The following is a 22993-nucleotide window of genomic DNA, read 5'->3' as shown; positions in this document are numbered from 1 at the left end:
CCTTGTACATCAGTAATCCTGTACTCTCATCCAAGAATTCCGCTGTCATACTCTTGAACCATTACCCCTGTTCAAGGAAAATAATGCCCTAGCCGAGCAAGCGCTTCACAGTGTCATTTGGACTTTCTGGCACCACCGTAGACATGGTTTGAATTTCCACAACGTGGTTCGCGAGCCAAGGTCCCATCTGTGGGGATATGGTTGGTTTAGTGCGAATGATATTGAACTGCTCTTATTAATCAGGACGAGTGGGATCAATTATGGAATAGTAATGATTATCTATGTAAGCATCAAAAGCATCTATGCCTTCTTGTAAAATTATACGCGATTCTTTGGGGGTAATTGGTACTACCCACAAGACATTAATTATTTCTTCACCTATTTTTATTTGTTCTAAATCCTCACTTTCTCCTCTAAGTTCATCAATCAAGAGGGCTTTTGTAGTCCAATTTTCAGGTGCGAGTGCGCTCTCAGTCATTACTCGTGGTACTTCCGAAGATTGGATATGTTCAATATTATGGGCAATTATGTCACAGAAATATGAGAATATGCGATCAATGTTTTCTTGTCCCAAATCGGGTTTTAAAGCTATCATCCATTCATTCTCAATAGGTTTTCCAGTTTTCCGAATGGAATTAGATAGGCCGACTGTTGCGAATCTTGCAGGAATATTAACGTCAATTGAGGGAAAATAATATAACTCAATATATACGCCAATCTCCGGTTTTGTCATTATGACTCTATATTCTGGCATAGACCATTCTTTAATATATAAATTGAGAATAATTGTTCTCCTAATGTCGAATTCCAGAATGATCCCTCGGCATGACTCTTTATTGATTTGCACATCCATCACCTTTTTTCAATATTGGTTTTTTGGTTTAGAATTTGGGCTGGTATCATTGTCCTCCTTCATCGTTCGCGGCCTGCCATTTCAGTAATTGAAAGGGCAAATCTCTCCAATTAAGAAGTTATTAATCTCTTTTCGATGAATGGTGCTTCATTACTGCTTCCTGAGCTTTAAGGACAATATCATCTACTTCGGAAAGCTGACGCTCAATAGAGGCTAGAGCCTTTAGTAAAAATAAGCCAAGACTTTCATCCCCTAAGGATAATTCCAATTCGGCGAAACATTCGATGTCTTGGAGTTTTTCTATATTTTTTTTGCTATTGATTTTTTTAGGGTATTCGATGTATTTATAGAGGGTTAAGACTGCTTCTTCCCCCTTGGTTTTAAAGTTGTGAACAGTTCCTTTGAATAGGGTGTCTTTGAATCCTTCCTTAAGCCTACCTTGTTCATTCAAGGCATCCAGATGAAAGGTTGCTAAATATTTTTCGTTTCTTACGGCATGATCATTAATGCTGTAGGATACATTCTCTTCGTCAAGAATCTTTATTATTTCATCAATTGACTTGAACTTCAGTCTTGCAAATCTCGCCGGAGAAAATTGCTTGCGCAAAGAATCTTCATTATTTGAAAGGTATGCCTTAAAAGAAATTTCAGCATTTCCTTCCAGGAGTTCTTTGAAATAAACAAGATGCCTTTCATCTACCATATCTGCCTCCTGCAACTCTTGAGCTTTTGGGTATATTATGATTACGCGTTATTTTTTTGACTCAGGATTGGAGATCATATTGAAAAATGTGGCCCAGAGATAGTGTATGATGCCGGAGAACTGATATTTTGAAGCGATTAATCCAGATCTCTAGCCCAGCTAACTAACTCTTCATCGTCGAAGTTATATGGATATTCGTAAATATTAGAGTAATAGTACTCCGATTCTAATAAATCTCTAATTATATTGAAAACCTTATTGGTGGCATGAAATCCATTCCTGATGGGCGCGGTGAAGGCAAGCGAGCCATTATGAAATCCATCTAAAGAACCGGAAAGCTCTCGTTTGACTATAGATTCAGCTGTCTCTATCTTTTCTTTAACAAGCTCCTCTTTGTAAATTTGAATGCAGAAATTTCCACCATGTTTTATTAATTCAAACTCTCCATTGGGATGGAGTTTTATTGTATCTCCTTTCGCAAGCCCTAGAGCCAGCCCAGGAGATGCACATAATTTGAATATTTTATCGCTTATGCATTCTGCAGGAAGCTCTTCAAAGACTGCTTCCTCTGAATTTATGCCGGCAAAAACATTAATTAAAGTTAATTTATGTTCCATACGAATACTCCTCAATACTGTTTCTTTTAATGTATGAGATTTGAGATTACATCCTACATGTATCCGCTATCGCTTGTAATTCAACGGGTCGATAATAAAGGAGGGTCCTCTTTTTTTTGAAAAGGGTTACTTCAAGATGCTTTCAAGGCGGCAATGTCATGTACCTTGTTAATAATTGGGGCGTTGCTGGCCCTGCTTTCTCAAATCTAGGAAAGATATTCAAGAAATCATAGCAGGTACTAAAACGCCTCGTCAAGTGCTGGAAGCGGTAGACAAGTCTTCGACGCCGGATATACTCGGATAACGAGATTCCGGTAATGAACGGAAACCCAACAAATCCGATGTATAGTAACATTGAGCTTTACTGCCAGTATGTAGATTGAGAATCACCAAGGATTGTGCAAGTAATTCAACAAAAGAAAAGTTCATGTGGTATCTCTTCTTGAACTTTAAATGGTTATATTGAGGTGAATCTGGCGTTAAATCAATTCTTTCTCACTATTTCGTAACTCTACTTTCCGCTGTACCAAACAAAATACGCTATACGCATTTTACCAATAAGCGAAACAAAATGCTTATTTTCGGAGCGAGGCATTATATCGGTGAGTGTATACAAACCATGTAATGCTTGCTGTTAATAATGCCGACGAAATCAAAGCTGTAAGAACACTATATGTTTGCCAAATAAGTATCGTTGACCAATCTAATACACAGCACATTATACACAGGGCAATCGTAGCAATCAGCAAAATAGCTGTTACGATTATTCGCTTTTTTGTAATTGGCTGCCGCTCATTCGTTTTCCTTCTGCGTAATCCTAAGATAAAGAACAGAACAGCCAATAGGCAAAGAATAATTGTGATAGACGATAAAATGATGTCCAAAAGCTGTGTGCCGCTTATTTCATATGACTGCGTTAGATTGCCGTCTAATATATCTTTAACTTTTAGTACCATGCTTCTATTGATATTTGCGCCGTTGGTCAGCAAGCAGACGGCTGTTCGTTCATTTGGCAGTATGGCCACTTCGGTTCCGAAATTGGGATTGCCCCCTGGGTGTTCTATAATCGTTTGGTTGGCGTTTACCGACCAGCCCGCTGCATAATACATTTCGTTGACTGCCGGAACAGACATATCGCCCTGATGTGACTTTTCGATAACCGCATGGAATATTTCGGGTATGTCCTGCACAATACCCATCTGTATGCCCATCCAACGCGCCATATCTTTTGTACAAGAAATGATGTAGCCTGCGGGTTTATTCCCGGAATAATCCGGCGCGTTATATGGAGTTGTCATAAAAAAGGAAGAACGGTAGCCCTGTGCCAACTGTCCGGTGGCTTGAGCATCTTCTTTATAAACATACGTCTGGTGAAGACCTAACGGCTGAAATACCTGTTCGCTCATAAAGTCTTCATAGCTTTGTCCCGACACAATCTCAATAACCAAACCCAATACGTCATAATTAACGGTTCCATAGCTATACTGTTCACCGGGAGGGAACGCCAACTCAGCATCTACCAGCATTTCCACAGTCTTTTGCAGCAAATCTGGTGTATTGCCTTGTGGAATATTTTGAGAATGCCTACTATTTGTTAGGCCGCTAGTATGGTGAAGAAAGTTATTGAGTGTAAGGCTTTGCATATCAACAGGTTTGCCTTGATATTTTAACGTAAACCAAGGTAAATATTTTTGGACAGTGTCAGTCATTGACAGCAGCCCTTGCTCCTCCAACAGCAGAATACCCATGCCGGTAAAAGCTTTACTGACCGAGGCCAACTCATATAGTGTATTTTCACTTGCAGACAACCCACTTTCACGGTCTGCATACCCGGAAGAAAAGTAGAACACTTCATCATCAGCAAGTATTGAGATCGACATTCCTGGCACACCTGATATACGACGGGCATCATCCAGCAACGCCTGTATTGCCGCAGATTGCGTATCTGAAAACGACGCATAACTTTGTGTTGCGAATCCTGAGAATAATATAAGTATTGATAATACAAAAACAATAGTCTTTTTCATAAACTCTCCATTTCGAAAAAATATAAACAACGGAGACTAACCAATATGGCTAGTCTCTTTTCTTTTTTAAAAATTTCGCCCTATTATGATAAAGCTCAATGTAGGCAAGTTTCATTAATCATTCCATGTTACCTGCCATCCATATGACTGAAGTTTAAAGTATTTATTAAACTCCGCGACTACGGACTTTGCGTTCTCTTTCGATATTGCATGAAATATAGTTATATCGACTATATTACAGTCTGAAATTTCCTCCAACCCTTTAAGTCTTGATGCATCTACTCCAATCTGCTTTAGACTCATACAATTTTTGAGTATTGTTAAATCTCCGACCGGATAAGTGAATTGCTTTAATTTCTTCAATTCTCCTATAACCTCTATATGTGATTCATCTATTGCACAGCTATCCGTCTCAAAAAACGTTAGATTCTTTAAACCTTTTAAGAATGATAAATGTGGTATAGTCACTTGTTTGAGCTCTAGTTTTATTAACTTACTAAGGTTTGAAATATAAAGCAGGTCGCCAACCTCCATTTCTTCTAAACTTAGTTCCTTCAAATTTTTTATAGTTCCTATTAATCCCCTATCAATTGAGTTCATTCTACATAATCTCAAACTCTTTAATTTCTTTATATCTTTCAGTTTATGTATATCTTTTAATGGAAGTCCTATTAATGTTAGTTGCCTTAGCCCATCTAAAGAAACTAAGTACTCCAAATCAGACTCTTTAAAGGCTTCTGATCCTATCACAAGTTCTGCTAAAGAAGGCAACCGTTTAAGTACATCGAAATTAGTAATTTCATCCGCATGTATAATAAGTTCTTTAAGATTAACCATATGGGTTAAAATATCCAAAGATATTGCTCCGTATTTTTGAGCTTGATCAGCTCTAATAAATACCATTCTCTTTTTTTTCAATGTTTTTGAAGATACAAAACCACTCTCAACATCGTCTTTAAAATACTCTTCCCAAAATCCGCTTACAGGGATAAGGCGGTTCTCTTCGATATCCATTTTAGTCAAAGCCAAAATATCATCCAACAAACTTCCACTTTCACGGGATAATATGATTACATCATCTTCTTCACGAATACCAATACTACTATTTCTGAGGCTCGAATCAATAAATTCAAAGAAATGTCCCAAACTTTCCGCAATAACATATGAAAAACTAGAATTGTGATCTATCGTTATAATTTGCCCATAAACGCCCTTTTCTCCGGGGTCTAAATCAATTGCCAAATATGAGCCTCCACCATCTTCGGCAAAAGGAATCCAGCCTTCTCTGTAGTTCCCATCTTTTATTATATCTGGTTTGCTGGATATAATATCGTATGCTGATTCCAAAAGGGACTTCCAGTTGCTTACTATCGATTCAATGTTCATCCAACCAAGACCAGCCATAACGCCAAAAATCTGCTCTCCTTCTCCATTAGAATTCATGTATAACTTTCTAAAATCTTCTGGAAATTTGCAGTTCATCATGCTCTCAAAAAGGTTTATTTCTGATTCCTCAACTGCTGGATTCAGTAATTCCTCTACATTTGGTATATGTGATTTTAATGTCTCGATCAGTAAACACTCTTCTTTTTCATTAACTAATGACATATAGTGGCCCCCATTCTACAGAATCATAATAGTTTCAGTAAACGTCCTTGGTTGATCATCAATCATTTTGTTATGAACCATCTTCAACAGTTCCATCAATAATTAATTCTATCTTACATATGGAGCATCTATTTCCTGATTTAGCAATACCTTATCATGAATTTGTAAATATTGTTGTATTAAGTCATATAAAAAAACTAAGAGTCATCTTAGGGGTTAAACCCTATTTATTATACGTTTTCCCGCGTTTGAACTTCAACTATCCTGCCCGTTTGCTGAATAAAGGCAGCCGATCACATTGACTGACCGGCTGCCTTATCGTGTTTATTGAGCTATCGTTACCCATCAGATCAATAAGAAAGAAAAACAGTATCCTCCTAATGTGACAGGAAAAAGCTTTACTTTGATCGTTGATACAAGGATCAGAAGGTTCAGAAGTTCAACGAATTAACAAGCACAAGTAACGTCTTTTAAATTTCGTATAGCAATAGCATTGAGTCGGAGCGCTTCTACGATTGAATCTCTTACTGCTAACAATTCAAATCTTTCGCGACTGCCAATAGGCAATCTGCAAAGCAATGCTTCAATTCTTTTAAGGCTTTCCTTCAGAACCACTCTTTGCTTACGCAAAGCATTCAAAGCTCTTTGAATTCTTCTCTTCTCTGCAGCAGTCATAAACTACCACCTCTTTTCGATTGTGATAGTATATGAGATGCGACAGAGCTCCTATCTGCTTGTACATTCCGGAAGGTAAATGAATGATTTTACTGCTTTTTGCTAGCTTCCATGATAGGAACGGACCAATCTACATTGGTGTACAATCGGTTGACTATCGTGCGTATTAATTGAAGCTGATCAGGGATCGTAGTAAGGCCAATTGCACGGAACTCAAAAAAATTCTTTTTGTTATTTGACTGCGATTCAACGATTACGATATAACCATCTTTCCATCCGGACCCATCAGTAGAATAAGCTCCTCGTCCTGAGAGAGGATACTCTTTACCCTCAAGATCCTTAAATATCCACTCACTGTTCATAAATTCATTTCTCAATCTTCCGCTAAAATGTAATGAACCTTCCTTCGTTGATCCATTGGTATCAGGCGGTGATTCCACAGTAAAATCATTTAACATCAGCTCATCTCCATCAAATGCAAAGGGGATCGGATGCTCCTTCAACTTGGATGGCTCAAACTGTACCATCGAACCATCCTTTTCTAGAATGAAATACCCATCGAACACAAAAGTATACGGCGTATCCTGAGGCAAATATTTAAACGTATAGCTCCAATGCATAAGTCCAGGTTTATCACCGGGGGTCGAAGATCGTGACATTACACTATCCTTACTCGGCAATTTCCTCGCATTAACACTGTGAATCTCTTCACCCGCGCTATCCTCAAAATGGAACTTCACCCCTTGCTGCTTCCATAATTCACCTGGAGAACGGTTTAGCGCCTCATCACTCAACTCCGTATCAAATTCAAAACGAACACCTTGTACCATATGAGTTAATTTTTTCAAGGTGACTGTTATACCATCCGGAGAAGTGTAGCTACCCGTTAGGGGAGTTGAGGTTGTTTGTTCATTCGCTTTTGTCATATCCATCGAAAAACTAAAGTTCCAATCGCCTTGAAGTGCAGGAATATTTCTGTCCTTGCTTCCCAACTCAGTAATATGACCTTCGACTGTAATTTGATCGGTTTGCAGTGGCTCCGAGAAATTAGCGATCATATAGTAAAAATCGTTGGTAAATCCAATATCGTATAATTCTCCTACGATCTTTCCTTGATCATCTTTAACTTCAATCTTATTTCCTTCACCAAAACCCAAGCGATGTCTGTCATGCTTTCCATCCGGTCCGAACAACTGTAGAGCGACAATCACACGAGTAGGATCCGCTACAGCTTCATCTATTTTTATCGTATAGCCTTTATCCTTCACCTTAATATTAGGATGTTCTACTAACCCAAATTCTTGTGCACGTAGAAGGCCAATGTCCACATTATCTTTTACAAAAAGAGAACGTAAAGTCTCTGCCAATGTGGGCACAGAATATAAAATCACGGCACTCAGAACAACAAGTAACAAAGCCGCTCCCATGGCTATTCTTAGTGACTTAAGTATCTTCGGATTCTTTCGCTTCCTGTCAGGTACCGTTACTTTCTCTAGTTCTACGAATTCTATTGAAGCCATAACTTGAGCAGTAAAAGAATCTGGCAGCTTCTCTTCAAACAACGCTTGCGACCACTCCTCTTGTTCTTCTAATAGTGTATGATAGATTAAATTGCAATGGGCACAAGCAGCGATATGATCAACATTTTCAAATGGTCGGGAGGTGGGTGTACTTAGGATGTATTGCTCGATCTCAAATGGACTTAAGCACTTCATCGCTCTTCACCTCCTGGTGTGTCATGATATGTTTCAATCGTTGTTTTGCACGATAAAGGTCATTTTGGATTTTACTTAAAGGGACCTCTAAGAGCGTACACATTTCTTCATAGCTTAAATCATTGGTATAACGAAGCAGCAAAGTCGTACGATAATTAGGTGGTAGCTTCTGCATTAACTGATGCAGCTCTGTGCGATGCTCCGATCGAATGAATTCTTCTTCTGGATTATCTGAAAGAGATAGTTCAGCAAGATCATCTGGTAAGCACGCTATAGGACGAGTTTTTTTCCACAAATCCTTCAGTAAATTAGTCGCGATCGTATACAGCCAAGCCGCAAAGTTTTTATCCAAATCATGTGAGGCTAGCTTACGATAAGCTTTAATAAAAGTCTCCTGAGTGATGTCTTGTGCGTCTTGATGATCGGCCCCCATTCCTCTCAAAAGGCCATAGGTTTTATTTTTATATCGATTCACAAGATACGAATAGTCTTCCTTATGACCATCCAGAACGTTTAGGATCCATTGCCTTTCTTCCTCTTTTTCAACTTTCGGTACATGTCCCTTCACCTTTAAGCCTCCTTGAAGCACGATACTCTATAGACGATCCCTAACAGAAAAACTCTCACTTCATACAAAAAAAGTAGATCTTCAATTGTATTGAAGACCCACTCTGTTATCTAACCTCGAACACGCCCCATCTGTAGCCCAAATAGGCTCACCCCAGTGCTAGTGATACAAGTCTACTCCAATATATAAGCTCTTCATCCTGCCCGTAAGCCCCAATACATTGAAATCCTAAAGGCATGTTATGAATAGTGGCTGAAGGAATGCTCACAGTTGGCGCTCCTGCGTATGACCAAATGGCCGTCATTCCAGCCCATCCTGTCCGTGTTCCCCACAATGGAGCAGTTCCTGCTTGAGCGGGCGAGACCCAAATATCAATCCCCTCTGTCTTTTGAACATAAAGTAGATCATATCTCAATTTGATTTGTCCTCTACGATATCGCTCCAGTTCTTCCTCTTTGATGGTTTGACCTGATTCAATACCAGCACGCATCGCCGAACCATAGTAATCTTTATATTTTTCAAATCGTACAGCATGCACTTGAGCCATTTCCCCTTGTACTAATCTCAACATTGCATCCCCATAGATGAAACTATCTTCCCATGGCATCTTAACCGTTTTTATGATGAAGCCCGCCTCTTCCAACTTCTTAATCTGGCTCCAAAAAGTATGTTTAGCGTCCTCTTCCAATAAAGTCATGAATACCCCTTCTGGAATACCAAGCACTGGTTTACGGTTAGATTCGAAAGGCCTCCATTCCGAGATGAGTTCTGAAGAGATCCGCTCCATGCTAACCATATCCTGTGTGAAAAATCCCATCGAATCAAATGAAGGGGACATCAACTGAACACCATCCAAAGGGATACGTCCATAGCTTGGCTTAAATCCAACAACACCACAGAAAGAAGCAGGTGCCATAACAGAACGCAAACTTTGTGTGCCTATCGCAAATGGACACATACCCGTGGCAACTGCCGCTGCAGACCCTGCACTAGAGCCGCCTGGTGTATGATCCAAATGATGAGGATTACGAGTTGGGAGATGCCCGGCATATGCGAACTCTTCGGTCACCGTTTTGCCTGTAAACCATACTCCTTTTTGCCGCAGCTTTTTAATAAAACTACCTTCTGAACGCGTTAATTCCTGTGGAGGAAGATTTGAACCGGCACGAGTGGGCAAGCCGTCTATATGAATTAGATCCTTAACTCCTACTGGAACTCCGTATAATGATGGTTTTGGGAGCTCATGATAGGTTTGTCTTAGCAGCGCTACTTCACTCATGATTCTATTTGTTCTTTTCTCTTCCGATACAAAAGCATGGATGTGAGGCTCCAACTTATCATAACGATCTAAATGCTGATTAAGGAATAGCTCGAGGGATGAGTCAATTGGCTCTAATCCTTGGAACTGTGTTAAAGAAGATATATGGATATACATACCTAACCCCCTCCACAATTTACCGATCTAAGATCACCTGGGCTATGATTGTATTTTTTTGGAATAACTTCATGTTAATCGTAGTCCTTTGCTAAGGCAAGAAGTTTAATCACTGCATACAAGGCGCACATAATCACTGTAATACCAGCGAGTAAAAGAATTGTCTCCACTTGGATACTATCAGCTAGCGGACCGGTGCGATTCTTTTTGTTCGTCGCATGTGCCGAATGAAGCATGAAAACAGGTTTCTTAGATCGTTCCTTAGATTCTTAAGATCGTTCACCGGTCAATAATAGGATCTTGCAATTATCGAATTGACGAACCCAATACGCATAAACGTCTCTTTTCATATACGAAGTGCAGAAACAGCAGCTAGAGTCTGGAAACATTTTACGGTTCCGAATTCTCTCTTCTAAACTTAATTAACCCCATATAACAATTAAGGGAAGATCAAGTTTTTCGCTTAAGTACTGAAGATATACATCAGTCTGCGGCCAAAAAAATTGTCTATTAGTCGTACCTTCTAAATCTCTATCGACACGCATATGGACAAGCTTGATTTTTCCTTTGGGAGTATGATAATCGTGAAGGCTACAAGCACCGTCGCGTCAATATCTACCCTACCCGATACATTGATATGAACTTCATCATATTCATGTAACGGGAGCATTTCTGAATGCAACACAGCAAGTACTTACTCAGCTGCTCGACTAATATCAACCATATCCACTTTATCTCCTCCAATAGGTACAAAAAAGCCATGGAGACGATAGACAGCAAACAGGTGTCTATCGTCTCCATGACAAAATAAGCCCTATGTTTATGAACTGGGTGTGTCCCAGTACAAATCCAACTCTGTCGTATCACTAACGACAATAGAAAATTTGATTAATCATAACATAATATATTTACCACATTTACAGTTTTTCATCAATAAACTGCAATTTACAACATAAAAATTAATTTTTTAGATTGAGTTTCTAAAACTATAATCTTTAAGATCTTTTTAGAATGTCTCAAATATTATTCTAACTTTTCTTTACTTAAAAGATCAGCTAGCTCTACCGCATTCTTATCTTTTAAATTCAGCATCTTTTCGCTATTGCTATTTTTAATCAGAAAGCCATTTTTAGCTTTAAGATCTATATAAAGGCTAAAATCAACAACCTCAGAATCAGCGTAAGTAACAGTCATTCGATAGGATGGTGGCCCCACATCGACAGCCCCGCGTACTTTTTTAACAGTTCTTATAGCATCTTCGAAGATTCGAATGCTTTCACTGTCAGTGTAAGTGATTTCCGTTGTTTCCGATACAAGGCTAACGCTAAGGATCTCTTGCGTTGGTCTGATTAATACAAATATTAAAATCAATAAAATTATCAGTGAAATTGAAATGATGCTAATTTTTTTCATAACTACCTCCTTACTGAAGAAAGATGGAGACTGATCATTCAGTCTCCATAATAAATTTATAACTCATTTGAGTATGCGTTGGCAATTTCATTAAGTAAATTATCCCTAACATTATTATCTCGTGTTATAAAAGTTCCCAGTTTATTTGTAGTTGCAGAATTTACCTCATCCAGAGTAAAGGGTCCTTGTTATAACCCATCAAAAACATCACGGCGAGGATAAGTGTAGCGATCCCAATCACGTCATCCGCTAGCATTATCATTTTTTCACGACTATAACGGTCCAAATAAAGATATGGTTTGAGCCGTTAGAAATAGGGTTATTTTTCTTTTCCAATGATCATTCATGGTTTGCATTAGTACTTAACTCCTTTATTGCTGGTTTCATCTCCTATGTTGAGCACACGATCAACCCATCCCTTATAAAATTGTTCTTCATGAGAAACAAGTATCACAGTTCCACTAAATTGGATTAGAGCTTTCTGTAAAGCATCTTTTGTTTCAACATCTAAGTGATTGGTCGGCTCATCCATGATTAGGAAGTTGTATTCTGAAAGCAGTAATAGGCACAGCTTAACTTTAGATTGCTCCCCGCCGCTGAGTGTACGTATTGACTGTGTTACAAGGTTATCTTTAACAACACACTGCGCTAGATAGCGACGTATTTCCTTTACAGTCAGTTTGGGATCATAAGCTGAAATCACCTGAATAGGTGTCATTGTATCGTCTTCCCAAGTTAAATCTTGCTCGAAATAACCCACTTTAACTTGTTCTGCGAACTGAAACCTACCGGTAATCCCTTGGATCTCTCCAACCAACGTCTTTAGTAAAGTTGATTTCCCGATTCCGTTGAAGCCCGTAATCACGAGCTTTTGTCCACCGCGAATGGAGAACTTCAATTTAGGCAACAAAGGCTTATCGTAACCTACGACTAAGTGATCCACTTTAAGGACTACTTGTGACATGCACGGAAGCTCCTTAAAGCGAATAGACGCTTTGGAGACAAATGTCGGAGCAGCGATTCGTTCCATTCTATCCAGCTGTTTCTGGCGACCACGGGCAATTTTGGAATTAACACCTGCACCGTTTTTTCGAATGAATTGCTCAGTGGTTTCGATTTTTTTCTGCTGTGCATGATATTGCCGGATATGACTCTCTCGTAAATGTTCCTTCTGCTTCACAAAATCCGAGTATTTCCCGTGGTATTTTTTAATCGTTTCGCCCTCAATATCGCAAATACTAGTGGATATTTTATCGAGAAAGGCATAGTTGTGAGACACTACAATGAACGCTTGATTGAATGCAATCAGATACTCAGCGAGCCAGTTAACATGTTCCTTATCCAAATAATTGGTTGGTTCATCGAGTAATAACACATCTGGTTGTTCAAGTAAAAGCTTGGCCAGAATGACTTTCGTCCGTTGCCCCCCGCTTAACTGCTCGATGGGACGGTCGATTCCAATCGCGTTGATCCCTAGACCGGTAACCATCTTACTGATGTTGCTCTCCATCGAATAATAGTCTAGCGCTTCTAATCGTTCCTGGTAGTCTGCTGCCTTTTGTAATAACGTTTCGTTGCCAGTAACAGCGCACTCTTCATAGAGCTCATTTATTTTTCGTTCTAGTTCATATAATTCTGAGAAAGCCTGTCTTAAATAATTATGAACCGTACGGTTTCCATCCATGACAGCATATTGATCGAGATGACCGATTGTAATATTGGGCTGCCACTTTATCATTCCATCATCCGGGATCACTTCGCCTGTCAAAATGCTAATAAACGTACTTTTCCCCGTTCCATTCTGGCCAACCACACCGACATGCTCACCCTTGTACAATTCCATAGAAACATTCTTGTATAGAACCTTATCGCCAAAAGCATGTGATAAATTAGAAACCTCAAGTAAACTCATTTCCTATTCCTCTTTTCTAAAATTAATTAAGAACGCAAAAAAAGCAGAAGACACTGCACCCTTAGGTGCTAGCCTTCTGCTTGTCAGTACACGAATGAACGGCACAAACATATAAATGTCAGTGTAGAAACTGAGCAATATAACACAAAAGGCTGTAGACGAAAATTGTCTACAGCCTCTTAATCATTAACATCGGAAGATGGCGCAATCAAATAAGCATGAATAATCACACTAAAATGACCTAGCTATCTTTCGATGATATAAAAAGCGATTCGCTTTTCGATTAAGCTCCGGACAACGTTTCATCGTTTGTATCCGATTGTTCGGAGCAGCCTCTGGTATATAACTTTACAGTTTCTACATGAATCATGTTAAACCATCCCTTCGTTTGGTAACAGTTTAAAACGCATGCCGTTACTTGTCAACTTAGAACGGGAAATGTTGTTATTTTTTGCGAGGTCGTTTAACATTACTTATTCTAGTCCCTTGAGGAATTGAAATGAACTGGCTCTTCGATACACCAATAAGCTGTGAAGTATAAATACTACTATGTCCGGAGAATAAATAACTCACTACACAAGCGATGAACATGTATACAGCCCCCTCTGACCCGAACAGCTCAATCCCCATTAAAAAGCAAGCGATAGGCGTACTGGTAGCTCCACAGAAGACAGCAATGAATCCGAGAGCTGCCAGAAACGGTCCATATACATGTAAAATTCCAGCCAAAGCATTACCTAATGTGGCTCCAATCGCAAATAGCGGAGTAACCTCACCACCCTGAAATCCTGTTCCTAAGGTAAAGGCGGTAAAGATCAGCTTCCATAAAAAAGCGAAAGGAGAGACATCTCCCTCAAAAGAATCCTTGATTAATGGAATTCCGAGGCCTAAGTAATCACGGGACCCTACAAGGAATACTAACGCTATGATAATCAAACCACCCACTGCACCTTTTATCATAGGATTGCTTATCATGGCGGTGAAGATTCTTTTTAGTAAATGAGTCAGTTCACTGAAAAGCATACTCACGAGACCAAAAATTACAGAGGCCAATACCACTTTTAGAATAATCATTAAACTTAAGGTTGGAAATTCATTCACGACATAGTGAGTATGATGAACGCCCCACAATCGAGTGGTGACCAGATCACCAACAAAGCTAGCCACAAAACATGGAAGTAATGCCTGTTGGCTAATAAGTCCAATGGTTACTACCTCTAGACCAAATAAGGTTCCAGCCAGCGGTGTTCCGAAAATAGAACCGAAGCCCCCGCTAATCCCGCACATTAACAGTATTTTGCGATCTAACGGGCTGATTTTGATTAATTTCCCAAACCACTCCGCGAGGCTTCCTCCCATTTGTACAGCTGTTCCCTCCCGTCCGGCAGATCCACCAAACAAGTGAGTGACCAGTGTTCCTAACAATACTAAGGGTGCCATGCGTAATGGAATGGTCTCTGTACCATCCTGAATTTGTTCTATAATAAGGTTATTTCCTTTAGCGCTGTTTTTTCCGTAACGCATATATAAGAAACTAACAAATACTCCCCCAAGAGGCAGCAAATAAAGTAGCCATGGATGCTCTAAACGTACATCTGTTACATAGTCTAAGCTTTTCAGAAAGAAAGCCGAGGCAGTTCCCGATAAGAGTCCAACCACACTTCCGAGTACAATCCATTTGATAAATGTACTCCAAAGTGCAAAATGACTTCTTTTCTTCACGAATTCATGCCATCGTGCAGACCATTGATTCATAACAGCAACTCCCAAAGTCAGTATAAATTAGTCTCTAGCAACAAAACAGACTCCTACCAGTGAAGCTCACTCTGGTAGGAGTCATTAGTCTGAAGAGACGGTTGTGGCGAACTCCATCGCCTTGTTATATGTTATTCTTAGTCCTCAGAATCTACGTTATGATACACTTGTTGAACATCTTCTAAATCTTCTAAGGCATCAATCAATTTCTCGAACTGGGCTTGTGCATCTTCAGGAAGTGTTACATAGTTCTGTGGAAGCATGTTCAGCTCAGCAACCGTAAACTCAGTGATTCCTGCATTCCTGAACACTTCTTGTACAGCATGGAACTGATCAGGTTCAGCGTACACGATAACCGCTTCATCCTCTTCTAGAACATCACGTACATCAAGTTCTGCATCGAACATCATCTCAATCACTTCATCGGCAGTTTTACCTTCTACACCGATAACAGCAGTTGAGTCAAACATGTAGGCTACAGATCCGCTGACACCCATATTCCCGCCATTCTTACTGAATGTAGAACGGATCAAAGGCGCTGTACGGTTAACGTTATTCGTAAGTGCATCGACGATGATCATCGAACCGTTAGGTCCAAATCCTTCGTAACGAAGCTCTTCATAATTCTCATCACCGCTGCCTTTGGCTTTATCCATTGCGCGGTCAATAATGGCTTTTGGTACATTGTAAGTTTTTGCACGTTCTAATACAACCTTCAAGGCCCGGTTTGCTTCTGGATCGGGTTCACCTTTCTTGGCTGCTACATAAATCTCAACACCAAACTTTGCATAGACGCGACTTGTGTTGGCGTCTTTGGAGGCTTTCTTTTCCTTAATATTATTCCACTTACGACCCATATTGTTCCCGCTCTCTTTCAACATGAATTAAAAACAATTGTTACTTATTATACCCTTGATTAATAGCTCTAGTAAAGTGCGCTGGTAGGTTAATCCTCTAAGCTGTTACAATACACGCATAAAAAAGGCCCCTAAATCAAACAGGAGCCTTCTAAAAACTTATTTTATTTATACCCAAACCTCTTGGGCTGTTTCAATTACGAGACGTAATTTATCCCACTGCTCTTCTTCGGTTAGGATATTTCCTTCCTCGGTGGAAGCAAACCCACATTGAGGACTTAAGCAAAGCTTCTCAATATCTACATATTGTGCCGCTTCTTCAATACGCGCTTTGAGCTGCTCTTTGCTCTCAAGACCACCATGTTTCGTAGTTACTAGTCCCAATACCACAAATTGATCTTTAATAAATCGTAAGGGCTCAAAATCGCCCGCCCGCTCATTATCATACTCCAAGAAAAAAGCATCCACTTTAGTATTCGAAAAAAGTTCTTCGGCCACAGGCTCATAACCACCAGCTGCGAACCATGTGGAACGGAAATTACCTCGGCATACGTGAAGCGCGATCGTCATATCACCTGGACGATTGGCAATGCTCTCGTTAATCAGCCTAACATAATCCTTAGCCAACTGATCTGGATCTGTACCTCTGCTTCGTAAATGCGCCCGATGTCTACCACTACACAGCGTTCCCCAAGTTGTATCGTCTAACTGGAGGTAACGGCAGCCTGCATCATAGAACGCTTGGATTGCAGTTCGGTAAACAGCAATAATATCTTGGAATAGGGTTTCTTGATCCGGGTAAACTTCATTCCCGTTAAAGTCCTCCACAAAGTGAAATAAAGCAGGTGAAGGGATCGTCATTTTCGGAATTCGGTCTCCGGCCATTTGTTTCAAAGCGATAAATTGGTCGATCATTGGATGATCTTCAAAAGCAATCCGGTCCACGATTCGAAAAGATTCCGCGCGCTGAACCGCTTCCGCTCTTCCTTGATTTAAGTTAATCTTCTCAGTTCCTTTAATCCCTACAAAGAAATCGAGATGCCACCAGGAACGGCGAAATTCCCCGTCTGTGACCGCCAATAAACCCACTTCTTTTTGCAGTTCCAGTAGTTTGGCGATTTCAATATTCTCAATTTCATGAAGCTGACTGCCCGTGATTTCACCATTGTCATATTGGAGGCGGGCTGTTTTTATCTCATCCGTTCGTAAGAAGCTGCCAACGATATCGTAGCGAAAGGGTGGAGCATTTCTCTGGGTGCCAATTACGGGTCTAATCATACCGATCCTCCTACTGCTATAGTAAAAAATGATTTAGATCAAAATAACTTCCTGAAACCAGGTCATTCAAAATCTCGATATACTTAGATGCCATTACACTCGGTCTGCGATCTTTATGCGCTATCCAGCCAACCGTAAATACTTCATTGCTCTCAAAAGGAATCGTCTTCAGTCCATCACCATTTAGATCAGACGCCAGAATTCCTGTGCCTACCGTATAGCAATCCGTACCCATTAATAAATTGGTCAGTGTCGCTCGGTCATTCACCTTAATATTCTTCTCAATTTGTGAAAAGCTTAACATTTCCTCTGAGAAGTGCAGTGAATTGTTCTCACCCTGTTCAAAAGTGATATAAGGGAACGGCACAATATCATCCTGTGTAATGACGTCCTTATGAGCCAGCGGGTGTCCGGTTCGAACATAAAGATGCGGATCGGTATTAAAAAGTGGTGTGAATTTCAGATTGCCATCACTAAACAGTTTATTCATATGCTTATAGTTACTCTCGTTAATATAAAGAATTCCTAAATCACTACGCAAGGTACGTACATCTTCGATAATCTCGTAGGTTTGCGTCTCTCTCAAGCTAAAGTTGTATTCTGAGACGTCATTGTGCTTCATGAGATTTACAAAGGCGTCAACCACAAAGGCGTAGTGCTGCGTAGAGATGGAAAAATAGATCGGACTACGCTTTTTCCCCGTATAACGATTCTCCATAAGCTCTGTCTGTTCAATAATTTGGCGGGCATAACCCAGGAATTCCATTCCCTCAACGGAAATACTGATTCCACGGTTGGTCCGCTCAAAAATCGTAATCCCCAGTTCACTTTCTAACTCTTTAATGGCATTGGACAGGCTCGGTTGAGAAACAAAGAGCTTCTTTGCCGCCTCATTCATGGAGCCACTATTTGCAATTTCGATAGCGTAGCGGAGTTGTTGCAACGTCACTCCTATTCCCCCTGTTCCAGACCTGTTAGTTCTGTATTCTGTTTCATGCTAGGTGATATCGTAGCATATTTTCATATGGCAATCCAAGATAATCCTTATCTTATTTACGTATTAAGAGTGCTTTAGCGTGTACGCTTCTTAGCAGCATCAATTTTGGAGGGGTCAAGTCCCTTCCAAATATTCGGCATATCGACTTGCTCAGGGTGCTCAAACACAAGAAAAGCCGTAGGTAAATATCGTTCCCCATATTGAGAAGATGGCTTGTTCATAATCTCGTTGTCTTTTACCAGTACGGTAGAAGAACCCCCATCCAAATTGGCAGCAATCACTGCTCCATGCTTAAGAAGGATTTGCTGCACATCGTATAGATTTGCACCAATACTATAAGTAGGTTGTCTTCCATCAATAACAACAAATATAATCGCTCCGTCAGCTCGCTGGCCCATCGCTGTTCTTGGTGCAATTCCCCAACCTTCAGCCGCGTTCTTAATCAATCCTTTTCCATTGACGATTAAACGAGGGCTAAAAGTCACTGCCTCCTGAACACCCATTTTACTAATCTCGTCTAAAGAATAATTTCCAGCAACCATCTTCCCTTGTTTATCAAGACCTACGATTTGCGTGGATTTCTTGCCACCGAGACCGTTGTAATATAACTTACCTTGTGAGATCACAATACCGATAGGTTTAAATCCGTTACCTTTCCAGTTGGGGTCAGCGAATCCACCACCGTTAACTCCAGCGATAGCACCTGTGCGCTTCACCATACTAGTTACTTTCTCACCTGACCCTACTTTATCCGGAATTCCCAAACGAACTTTAGTAGGATCATTAACGATCATGACATATCCGGAATATCCAGTACCTGATACATTTTCTATCTCGACCAGTGGTTTCTCTTTTACTTCTGGTTCAGGAGTGATGGTATGTGTATCCTTTTCGACCCCCATCTCTTCAAATTGGGCGCTATATTCAGTCACTCTGTTCTTTAATCCGTCCTCACCAATAATATATTTAGCCATGTAGCGGTGCTGTGTTGTAATCAGTGTATCAGCGATTGAATAGCGCAGATTTTTAGCCGAAGGTGCAAAGTAAAACCAACCGCCTCCAGCAATCAACAAAATTAAGCAGAATAAAAACACTTTGGATAGTGTTCGGAAAAAGCTCCGTTTCTTACGTTTTTTTGTTGGCTTCTTTTTGCGTACGGTGGAACGTTGAGGTAATGATGAAGTGCTCACTTCTTTTTTCCTCCCTGACTATTACGGAATTTGAAAATAAATGTCTAACTTTATCATAGACGATAAATTTTATGAAAAGTTACTATTAAGTAACAACCTAAAACAAATAAGTAACCTCCTAAAACAAAACAAGCAGGTTTCGGATAACCCGGAAACCTGCTCATCTTCAACCTTTTTAGTGTCTACCCGCTCCGCCACCACTGCTGGCGCTACCCCCACCACCTGATGATCCACCACCGCCGGAATAACCTCCTCCACCGGAAGAGCCACTATCATTGTTAGAGTAGCTGCTGCTGGAAGAGCTAGAAGAATGTCTACCTGCACCTCCGCCACTACTCGAGCCTCCGCCCCCACGATTCTCGTTGCTTGAGGAATATCGTCCTGCTCCGCCACCTCTAGTAGATCCGCCTCCACCACTGTTTCCCCAGAAGCTTGACTGTGAGTTATTGGATGGTGTGTTTCTATGATGATGATGGTGATTATTATAGTGATTATTATAACGTCTGTGCCAACGTCTACCATAACCGTAATCCGCTTGACCGTACCAATTCCCATACCGCCGAATATTTCTTGGGCTATACGGATTAAATGGCAAACCGTACATTTCAATATATTTATTGCGTCGTGAAAGACCATATCCGAATAGTATGAGCGGAGCAAATATCAACAAGTAAATTAGAAGGCCTTTTCCTACACTAACACTAGTCTCCTTTGCTGAAGTGGTTGTTGAGGAAGAATTGGCGGCTGTAGTGCCTCCACTATTTCCCGTCGCTCCAACGGATTGATCCGCTCTAGCCAATAAGAAGCTGTACAACGCATTAGAAGTTTCCGTAGCTCCCGTTCCGTAATCTTTTTTCACAAATTGGGGCTCAAGTACAGTATCCAAAATATTGCTGATTGCATCATTAGTTAGAACCTTGTCGATGTCCTTCCCTTGCAGAACATGATAGTTGTCTCCACCTATGTCTAGCACGAGCATAACATCCTTAGGGCCAGCAGCAACGGAGGCAAACTTCATGTAGGTATAATCCTGAAGTGTTTTATCTCCTGCGTTCTTTACAGTAACCACATAAATTCCGCTGCCAGTTGTAGTTTTATATCTGTTGCTAGATTCGTTCAAATAATCCTTTGTTACTTTTTTGAGTACACCGGCATTATCGGATACATAGTTTTTGGTGCCGACATTCTCCACCCAGGTCCCACCCATGGCTTGAATAAAAGCGCCATAAGTTTTACGTGCACCGTTACTATAAGTTTTAGCTGCAAAATCCGGCTCAAGATATTGAGAGAGAATATCTTTAATCTTACTGTTAGGCAACGTGTCCTCAATACCCTTACCTTGTACCGCCCAGTAGTCATCATCTTTTATAGAAAGCAGTAGCAAAAGCCCGTTATTCTTATCCGCAGAGCCTACGCCCCAGCTATTGAATAGCGAAGTTGCATACTCTTCCATCGAAACTCCATTTGTAGAATCGACTGTCACCACTACGACTTGAGCACCCGTATCCTGATGTAATCGAATTCCATAGTTCACCATGTAATTCTCAGCTTTCTCGTCGATCACATTCGCAAAATCATTCACATAAAATGACCCAGTATGCTTAGGTACAGCTGTCTTGGCTGAAGTTAAAACCGGAAGAAGCAAAACACTTAACATCAGGGTGGCAAGTGTGGTAAGAAGCATCTTTCTAAAAATTCTGTAGTTCATATGTACCTCCTGCTCTATCATAATCTCTTTTATTTATCGGTTACGCATGGCTTAAGCAATAGTTCCATTTTATTCTATTCTGTGTATTACACAGCGAAGAATGAACTGAGAAACTTTAGTCCCAATTAATCTATTCATATTCTTTCTCCTTTATCTTCCTAATCCAAAAAAGACAATCCACTTCTTAATTCTACTAATCCATATGTACTTATTTCACTATCGTAAAATCTTTCTCACTCTCATTAAGAGGCAGATCACTCATAGTTACTTTCTTTACAGATGCCCGTTTCAATGATTTCATGCAATGGACTAGAAAAGAGATTCGCTGCTCTTCTCCTTGTACTTCTACCTCTACACTTCCGTCGTTTAAATTTTGTACCCTACCCGTTAATTTCATTCTTTCAGCAATCGTATATAATTCCAAGCGGAATCCTACGTTTTGAACTCTACCCGAAAAAACCACTTTCTTTCTAATGACAGGACTTGAAGGAAAATCCAGTAACTGAATACGATTTGCATGCCAAATCACATAATTATTTCTAACTTTTTTGAACACATTCACACGTTTCATACTCCTTTTTTAGAACTACTACGATTTATGCTATATTGTACCATAGCCATTGGTAAAATAAGGGGCTGAATTGATCACTCTTTAGTTACTAAATGCACAAAAAGACTCAGCATTCCGCTGAGCCTCCAAATTTGTATCAACTTCAAGTCATAGGTTGGTTCAAGCTATTCATTAAAATCAAACAGAGTAGTTGTTAAATAACGTTCACCAGTATCAGGCAAAATCACCACAATCTTCTTCCCTTTATTTTCTGGACGTTTAGCAATTTCTGTAGCTGTATATACCGCGGCGCCAGACGAGATCCCTACAAGTAATCCCTCGGTCTTGGCAATTTCACGCGCTACATTAAATGCGTCTTTATTCTTCACCTGAAAAATCTCATCAACAACCTCTTTATTGTAAATCTCCGGAATGAAGTTAGCCCCAATCCCTTGAATTCCATGCGCACTAGGCCGGCCACCAGATAATACCGGTGAATCAAACGGTTCGATAGCGACGATCTGCACAGAAGGGTTCTTAGCCTTCAAAGCTTCCCCAACCCCTGATATGGTGCCTCCAGAACCAACACCCGCAATAAAAATATCTACATTTCCATCAGTATCCCGCCAAATTTCCTCTGCAGTTGTCGTTCTGTGAATTTCAGGGTTAGCTGGGTTGCTGAATTGTTGTGGAATGAATGCATGTGGAATTTCCGCTGCCAATTCCTCCGCCTTTTTCAGAGCACCGCTCATCCCTTCAGCTCCAGGTGTTAATACAAGCTTAGCACCAAGTGCAGCCATCACCTTACGGCGTTCAATACTGAACGTATCCGGAAGTACGATAATCAACGGGTACCCAAGGCTGGTCGCAGCCATTGCAAGGCCAATGCCGGTATTGCCACTTGTTGGCTCAATAATTACAGAATCTTTGTGAATTAAGCCTTTATCCTCAGCATCTTTGATCATCGCATAACCTATACGATCCTTGACGCTACCTCCAGGATTAAAAGACTCTAACTTGGCAAGGATTTTTGCTTCAACGTTCTGAGATTTACTATATTTCGAAATTTCCAATAACGGTGTATTACCAATCAAATCTGTTACGCTTTTATATATATTAGCCATAATAATCT

At 40.3% G+C, this 22993-nt stretch carries 19 protein-coding genes, 1 pseudogene and 1 riboswitch; all 20 genes and pseudogenes read right to left on the bottom strand.

The genetic code is table 11. The features are described from left to right. Positions 1-88: 88 nt before the first annotated feature. Positions 89-187, bottom strand: a pseudogene (locus tag MKX41_RS07225) (SDR family NAD(P)-dependent oxidoreductase); the annotation flags it as partial. Between the two features lie 48 nt (positions 188-235). Then, complete coding sequence (locus MKX41_RS07220; protein ID WP_076298977.1) at positions 236-847, bottom strand: suppressor of fused domain protein; 612 nt, start codon at positions 845-847, stop codon at positions 236-238. 127 nt (positions 848-974) lie between these two features. Continuing rightward, positions 975-1556, bottom strand: a complete 582-nt coding sequence (locus tag MKX41_RS07215) for a hypothetical protein (RefSeq protein ID WP_042187979.1) — start codon at positions 1554-1556, stop codon at positions 975-977. A gap of 137 nt (positions 1557-1693) precedes the next feature. Next, positions 1694-2173 (bottom strand): DUF4265 domain-containing protein, encoded by a 480-nt coding sequence (locus tag MKX41_RS07210; protein ID WP_339803671.1) that lies wholly within the window; start codon positions 2171-2173, stop codon positions 1694-1696. A 575-nt stretch (positions 2174-2748) separates the two neighbouring features. Then, positions 2749-4200, bottom strand: a complete 1452-nt coding sequence (locus MKX41_RS07205; protein WP_340969298.1) for a serine hydrolase domain-containing protein — start codon at positions 4198-4200, stop codon at positions 2749-2751. A 114-nt stretch (positions 4201-4314) separates the two neighbouring features. Then, positions 4315-5808: an SMI1/KNR4 family protein gene (locus MKX41_RS07200; RefSeq protein ID WP_340969297.1), complete on the bottom strand. Its 1494-nt coding sequence runs from the start codon at positions 5806-5808 to the stop codon at positions 4315-4317. 447 nt (positions 5809-6255) lie between these two features. Continuing rightward, positions 6256-6483 (bottom strand): hypothetical protein, encoded by a 228-nt coding sequence (locus MKX41_RS07195; RefSeq protein WP_042187971.1) that lies wholly within the window; start codon positions 6481-6483, stop codon positions 6256-6258. 89 nt (positions 6484-6572) lie between these two features. Further along, entirely contained in the window at positions 6573-8198 is a 1626-nt protein-coding gene (locus MKX41_RS07190) for a DUF4179 domain-containing protein (RefSeq protein ID WP_340969296.1), read from the bottom strand. Then, a complete protein-coding gene (locus MKX41_RS07185) occupies positions 8176-8766 on the bottom strand; it encodes an RNA polymerase sigma factor (RefSeq protein ID WP_340969295.1) in 591 nt (196 codons plus the stop codon). Before MKX41_RS07185 ends, MKX41_RS07190 begins: the two co-directional genes overlap by 23 nt. A 148-nt stretch (positions 8767-8914) precedes the next feature. Beyond that, a complete protein-coding gene (locus MKX41_RS07180) occupies positions 8915-10201 on the bottom strand; it encodes an amidase (RefSeq protein ID WP_340969294.1) in 1287 nt (428 codons plus the stop codon). A 1023-nt stretch (positions 10202-11224) separates the two neighbouring features. After that, a complete protein-coding gene (locus MKX41_RS07175; protein ID WP_340969292.1) occupies positions 11225-11614 on the bottom strand; it encodes a hypothetical protein in 390 nt (129 codons plus the stop codon). A gap of 355 nt (positions 11615-11969) precedes the next feature. Beyond that, positions 11970-13526, bottom strand: coding sequence for an ABC-F family ATP-binding cassette domain-containing protein (locus MKX41_RS07170; RefSeq protein ID WP_340969291.1), 1557 nt, complete (start codon positions 13524-13526; stop codon positions 11970-11972). A 444-nt stretch (positions 13527-13970) separates the two neighbouring features. Further along, positions 13971-15281 (bottom strand): voltage-gated chloride channel family protein, encoded by a 1311-nt coding sequence (locus MKX41_RS07165; protein WP_042187964.1) that lies wholly within the window; start codon positions 15279-15281, stop codon positions 13971-13973. Positions 15282-15349: 68 nt separating this feature from the next. After that, positions 15350-15411: riboswitch (Fluoride riboswitch) on the bottom strand. A 7-nt stretch (positions 15412-15418) separates the two neighbouring features. Next, positions 15419-16138, bottom strand: a complete 720-nt coding sequence (locus MKX41_RS07160) for a YebC/PmpR family DNA-binding transcriptional regulator (protein WP_042187963.1) — start codon at positions 16136-16138, stop codon at positions 15419-15421. Between the two features lie 168 nt (positions 16139-16306). Further along, positions 16307-17416, bottom strand: coding sequence for a 5-methyltetrahydropteroyltriglutamate--homocysteine S-methyltransferase (locus MKX41_RS07155; RefSeq protein ID WP_340969289.1), 1110 nt, complete (start codon positions 17414-17416; stop codon positions 16307-16309). A 16-nt stretch (positions 17417-17432) separates the two neighbouring features. Beyond that, positions 17433-18365: a LysR family transcriptional regulator gene (locus MKX41_RS07150; protein WP_042187960.1), complete on the bottom strand. Its 933-nt coding sequence runs from the start codon at positions 18363-18365 to the stop codon at positions 17433-17435. A 122-nt stretch (positions 18366-18487) separates the two neighbouring features. Then, positions 18488-19603, bottom strand: a complete 1116-nt coding sequence (locus tag MKX41_RS07145) for a phosphodiester glycosidase family protein (RefSeq protein ID WP_340969287.1) — start codon at positions 19601-19603, stop codon at positions 18488-18490. Positions 19604-19778: 175 nt separating this feature from the next. Next, positions 19779-21311, bottom strand: coding sequence for a TPM domain-containing protein (locus MKX41_RS07140; protein WP_340969285.1), 1533 nt, complete (start codon positions 21309-21311; stop codon positions 19779-19781). A 208-nt stretch (positions 21312-21519) separates the two neighbouring features. Then, positions 21520-21882, bottom strand: a complete 363-nt coding sequence (locus MKX41_RS07135; RefSeq protein WP_340969284.1) for an acylphosphatase — start codon at positions 21880-21882, stop codon at positions 21520-21522. 164 nt (positions 21883-22046) lie between these two features. Further along, entirely contained in the window at positions 22047-22985 is a 939-nt protein-coding gene (gene cysK / locus MKX41_RS07130) for a cysteine synthase A (RefSeq protein WP_340969282.1), read from the bottom strand. Between the last annotated feature and the right edge of the window lie 8 nt (positions 22986-22993).

It is taken from the genome of Paenibacillus sp. FSL R5-0475, from assembly GCF_038004585.1.
Classification (GTDB): Bacteria; Bacillota; Bacilli; order Paenibacillales; family Paenibacillaceae; genus Paenibacillus_AQ.
Note: the sequence above shows the minus strand (reverse complement) of the source record. Positions and strands in the feature narration are given on the sequence as shown.